Source organism: Pseudomonas sp. SIMBA_041, assembly GCF_046535095.1.
In the GTDB taxonomy this organism is placed as follows: domain Bacteria; phylum Pseudomonadota; class Gammaproteobacteria; order Pseudomonadales; family Pseudomonadaceae; genus Aquipseudomonas; species Aquipseudomonas mucoides.
In genome coordinates, this window is sequence record NZ_JAWRXJ010000743.1 from 1 (window position 1) to 247 (window position 247).

Consider the following 247-nt stretch of genomic DNA (forward strand, 5'->3'; position numbering starts at 1 on the left):
GGTCCACGACGTCGATGAAGCTCGGGCGGTCAGCATCGAGGTGCCTGCCGGCAGCGTCCTGTTCCTGCACTGCCTGACGCTCCATGCATCGGCGCGCAACGTATCGCAGCTGCCGCGCCGCACGTTCCTGCCCGCCTATCGGGCGGCCGATGCATTCCCGATTTACTTCGGACCGCACGCCGCACACAACGAACCGGGTGTCGAACTGTTGCGTGGACAACGTTCGAAAGTCGCGCGGGTCGACCAG

The 247-nt window shown here is 65.6% G+C and carries 1 protein-coding gene; it reads left to right on the forward strand.

The window, feature by feature from the left end:
* Positions 1–247 (forward strand): phytanoyl-CoA dioxygenase family protein (locus SB725_RS33090; RefSeq protein ID WP_410923685.1); only part of this gene is annotated, 247 nt, incomplete at both ends.